Below are 4,621 nucleotides of genomic sequence, written 5' to 3'. Positions count from 1 at the left end.
GACATCCGATCCGACCCGTTCCCCGGCCGGGACAGAATCGGCGTGGGCGTACACCCACGTCCCCGAAGGAGTCCACCTCAGTGCTGACGACATGAGCAGCCACGTCGAGCTCATCTAATCGCTCGTGGAAACGCAACGCTCCCGGTTTTGGAAGCCGCATCCTCGCCCGCACCGTCCAAGCGCCACTCGACTTGCAAGCCGCGGACGCCAACCTGCACGGCGGTGCCGTCAGCGGCGGAACCGCCGGCATTGACCAGCAGCTGATCTTCCGACCGCTGCCAGGCCTGGGCCGCGCCGAGACCCCTCGTTTCCACCAGCCACGCCTCGCCTTTGTGCGGGTCTACCCATAAGACCGTCGTCCCCGAATTCTCCACAACCTTCCAATGACGCAGAATATCTATTACCAACGGCAACCACGAATAACTGACAATTTCCAAGCCTTTACTCAATGCGGCACACATGCTACCAAATAGGTAGCCGAAGAATGCGCTCGGTAAAGCGAGAAATGCATTGTTGGATGTTATTGGCTGTTATTCGGAATGGTTGAGTAAATGCACGGTGGGGTGAAGGTATATCGCGGGACCGCGGCGGCTGCCCGGAACTACCTGGACGCCGACCGATCCCGCGCCGATGATTACTACCTCACCGAGGGCACCGGCATCGCTCGGCGGTTCGTGACCGGTCCCGACGGATCTGTCGTCGAGCTCGCGCCGCTCCCGGGCGATGGGTACGAGGCGTGGGTCGCCGGCGTCGATCCCGAGACCGGTCAACCGCGCGGCCGGTTGCGGGCCGACGCGTCAGCGGTGCGGTTCGTTGAGATCGTGGTGAACGGGCCGAAGTCGTGGTCGCTCGCGGCGGAGTTGCACCCGGAGCTCGCGGCCACGTACGAGGCCGCGCAAGACCGCGCTGCGGGGCAGCTCATCGGCTGGCTCGGTCAGCACGCCACCACCCGGGTCGGGCCGCGCGGGGCGCAGGTCGCCGTCCCGGTCGAGGCGTTGGAGGCGGTGACGGTGCGGCACTACACCTAATGGGCATATGAGCAGCCCAGGTCATCGCCCAGGAACGACCGGGTCGTTGAACCCTTGGTCAAGATCGCGAGACCTACTCTCAATCCAGCTCCGCGCCTTCCCCGCTCCGGCGCCAGTGAGTCCTTGATGAAGACCGGCGCGGAGCGAGCTGGCGCCACCAGCGCCGATGCGGCTGTCGGGTCGAGGCCTTCACTACACCCGTGGCTGTCGAGCCCTTTCGGGAGACCGGCCTCCTCCCGACGCCCGCACCTACTAACAGCGTGTCGCTGCTCGCTACCAGCTTCGTGACTGTTGATCATCTTCGTGGTTCGAGCCACTGGTGCGGATCACTTCTTGCTTCGACGCGAGCGCCGAGCTCCGTGACAGACCGAGGGCCGTGCCGGTGCGCTGGGGTCACGAACGGCTGGTGGGATGTCGGGCCTCGAGCCCTGCCATTAGGGAGCTGCGTACCCGGCCCAGGCTCGCGACCAAGCCACAACGCTTACGAAGAACGGAGGATCGAGATCTTGACAGTGTTCTGCGGTATCGACTGGGCCGAAGACCACCACGACGTGGCCATCATCGACGCCGACGGGAAGCAGGTCGCCAAACGCCGTATAGGCGACGACACGGAGGGATTCGCGCTGCTGCTTGAGTCATTGGCTGAGGCCGGGGACAGCGCCGAAGCCCCGATCCCGGTGGCGATCGAGACCAGCCGCGGGCTGCTCGTCGCGTGCCTGCGTGCCACCGGGCGGAAGGTGTTCGCGATCAACCCGATGGCCGTGTCCCGCTACCGCGACCGGCATTCGGTCGCGGGCAAGAAGTCCGACGCCGGAGATGCCATGGTGCTCGCGCACGTCCTGCGCACCGACCTGGCCGCGCACCGGCCGTTGCCGGCCGACACCGAACTGGTGCAGGCGATCGCCGTGCTGGCCCGCGCGCAACAAGACGCGGTCTGGGAACGGACCTGCGCACACAACAAACTCCGCTCGCTGCTGCGCGAGTACTACCCCGGCATCCTGGCCGCCTTCGCCGACAAACGCGACGGGATACTGCGCCCAGAAGCCCGGGCGGTCCTCGCCGCCGCACCCACCCCCGCCGCCGCAGCAGCGCTGACCAAGCCGCAGCTGCGGGCGCTGCTCAAACGCGCCGGACGGCAGCGCGGCCTCGAGGCCGAGGCCGCCCGCATCCAGGCCGCGCTGCGCACCCCGCAACTGCGGCAGCTGCCCTCGGTGGAGAAGGCCTTCGGGCGGCAAGCCCTAGCGCTGCTGCGGATGCTCGACGCGGCCTGCGCCAACGCCGAAGAGTTAGCCGAGGCCGCGAGCAAGCAGTTTGATCGACACCCGGACGCCGAGATCATCACCAGCCTGCCAGGACTCGGATCCCTCACCGGCGCCCGGGTACTCGCCGAGATCGGCGATGACCGATCCCGCTTCGCCGACGCACGGGCATTGAAGGCCTACGCCGGAGCCGCGCCCGTCACCCGCGCCAGCGGCAAAAGCCTGACCGTCATGCACCGCCGGGTCAAGAACCAACGCCTCGCCAGCGTCGGCTACGTCTGGGCCTTCGCCGCGCTCACCGCCTCACCCGGCGCCCGCGCCCACTACGACCGGCGCAAAGCCGCCGGCGACCGCCACAACGCCGCCCAACGCAACCTGTTCAACCGCATGATCGGCATCCTGCACCACTGCCTGCAAACCAAGACCCTCTACAACGAGCACACCGCGTTCCCCATTACCGACACCAGCAACTCAGCCGCCGCAGCTTGATGGCATGAAGGAGCGGGGCCTCCGCTCCTCGTGGACTCCCGAGTGATCATCGGGGTGCTCACGTCCATCTCGACGAAGGAGGCCCCTGTGAGCGAAGACTACGACGGTCGGCAGTACGTCGGCATGGATCTGCATCGGCGCCGTTCGGTGTTGGTGCGGATGACCGAGGCGGGCGAGCGGCTGGAGACGGTGCGCATCGTCAACGACCGCGAGCAGCTGGCCGCGGTAATGGCCCGCGCCGGAGAAGACCCGGAGGTGGTGCTGGAAGCCACGTATGGCTGGTATTGGGCGGTCGACGCGCTGGCCGAGCTGGGCGGCTGCGTGCATCTGGCCCACCCGCTCGGGGTGAAAGGCTTCTCCTACCGGCGGGTGAAGAACGACGAACGCGACGCCGCGGACCTTGCCGATCTGCTGCGCATGAAGCGGCTGCCCGAAGCATGGATCGCCCCGCCGGCCACCCGGGAGCTGCGGGAGCTGGTGCGGCACCGCGCCAAGCTGGTGCACCTGCGCACCAGCCTGCGCTGCCAGGTGCATGCGGTGCTGGCCAACCACGGGGTCTGTGTGCCGGTCAGCGACCTGTTCGGTGTGCAGGGCAGCATGCTGCTCGAACGGGCTGCGTTGTCTGCGGCGGCCCGCGCCCGGGTCGACTCCTTACTGCAGCTGATAGACACCTTCGACACCCAGATCGACCAGGTCGCCAAGACCACCGCGAGGCAGCTGGCTAACCACTCCGGCTACACCGCGGTGCAAACCCTGCCCGGTGTCGGCCCGATCCTGGCCGCGGTATTCGTCACCGAGATCGGTGACATCACCCGCTTCCCCGCACCCGCCAAGCTGGCCAGCTGGGCCGGACTCACCCCCAGGCATTACGAGTCCGACACCACCGTGCATCGCGGCCGGATCAGCAAGCAGGGCAGCCGGCTGGTCCGCTGGGCCGCGGTCGAGGCCGTCCAGCGAGTCGGCAAACACACTTACATCGGCGGCTACCGCGACCGCATCGCCGCGCGCCGCGGCCGCAACATCGGCAACGTCGCCGCCGCCCGTGAACTGATCGAATGCGTCTACTACGCCCTGCGCGACGGCACCTGCCGACGCGCCCTCACCCCCGCTGCAGCATGAGCCACCCGAAGAACGGACCGAGCGCAGGTCGATTTGTTGTCTGACCCCCGGCCTGGGATTGGTCGGCCCGAACCGCGGCCGGGCGCAGGTCGCGTTTGTGTCTGACCCCCAGCCCACCGGCGTGGTCGCCCACTTGAATGACCCCACCCGGCCGCACCCGTCGAACACCTCCATGCCGCCCCGCGCAGCGAAGGAATGACCGACAGCCACCACCGCTGTCCCAATGCCGAGTGACCTCGGCGATGGAGCCGACACCCACACCCAACGGCTAAACATCACCGTCTGTCCGCCCACACAGCATGCACCCCGCGGCGCCAGCGTCCAGGGCCTTCGGCCGCTACGCGGTCGGCCTACCGGCCGACCCTGGACACCGACGCCTCACGCGGCGCGCCCAAACCACGGCGAACAACGGCCAAACAACGACCAACACAACAACCACAACGGGACTTGACCGGCCCCGCTCCTTCAGGAATGACAACAAAGAGGGCTCGATCTGGGGCACTGGGCGGCAGTTTTGCCGCAGAATGTTATCCGCGCAGATTGATATGTATGGCGGCTCAGGCGTATTGGCCGTCTTGGATGAACGGAATGCCGGTCGCCAAGTCGTAGACGTCGATGCGTGCGGCTATGTAACGATCCCAGCCCGCACAGGTGTCGTCGAACTTGGTCAGGCGCTCGTGCTCAGACTTAGTCACGGTGCAGGAGATCACTGACCGGAGAGTCGCC

3 protein-coding genes and 1 pseudogene are annotated in these 4,621 nt (G+C 67.2%); all 4 read left to right on the top strand.

Translation table 11 applies throughout. The features are described from left to right. A pseudogene (locus VFW69_RS19935) lies at window positions 1–305 on the top strand (NAD(P)/FAD-dependent oxidoreductase); the annotation flags it as partial. 246 nt (window positions 306–551) lie between these two features. Beyond that, window positions 552–1,028, top strand: a complete 477-nt coding sequence (locus tag VFW69_RS19930) for a relaxase domain-containing protein (protein WP_526503785.1) — start codon at window positions 552–554, stop codon at window positions 1,026–1,028. Between the two features lie 506 nt (window positions 1,029–1,534). Further along, window positions 1,535–2,776: an IS110 family RNA-guided transposase gene (locus VFW69_RS19925; RefSeq protein ID WP_526503783.1), complete on the top strand. Its 1,242-nt coding sequence runs from the start codon at window positions 1,535–1,537 to the stop codon at window positions 2,774–2,776. Between the two features lie 123 nt (window positions 2,777–2,899). Continuing rightward, window positions 2,900–3,895: an IS110 family RNA-guided transposase gene (locus tag VFW69_RS19920; protein WP_526503787.1), complete on the top strand. Its 996-nt coding sequence runs from the start codon at window positions 2,900–2,902 to the stop codon at window positions 3,893–3,895. Window positions 3,896–4,621 lie beyond the last annotated feature (726 nt).

It is taken from the genome of Mycobacterium sp., from assembly GCF_036273375.1.
Classification (GTDB): domain Bacteria; phylum Actinomycetota; class Actinomycetes; order Mycobacteriales; family Mycobacteriaceae; genus Mycobacterium.
The sequence above is the reverse complement of the archived record's forward strand: the minus strand, read 5'-3'. Positions and strand labels throughout refer to the sequence as shown.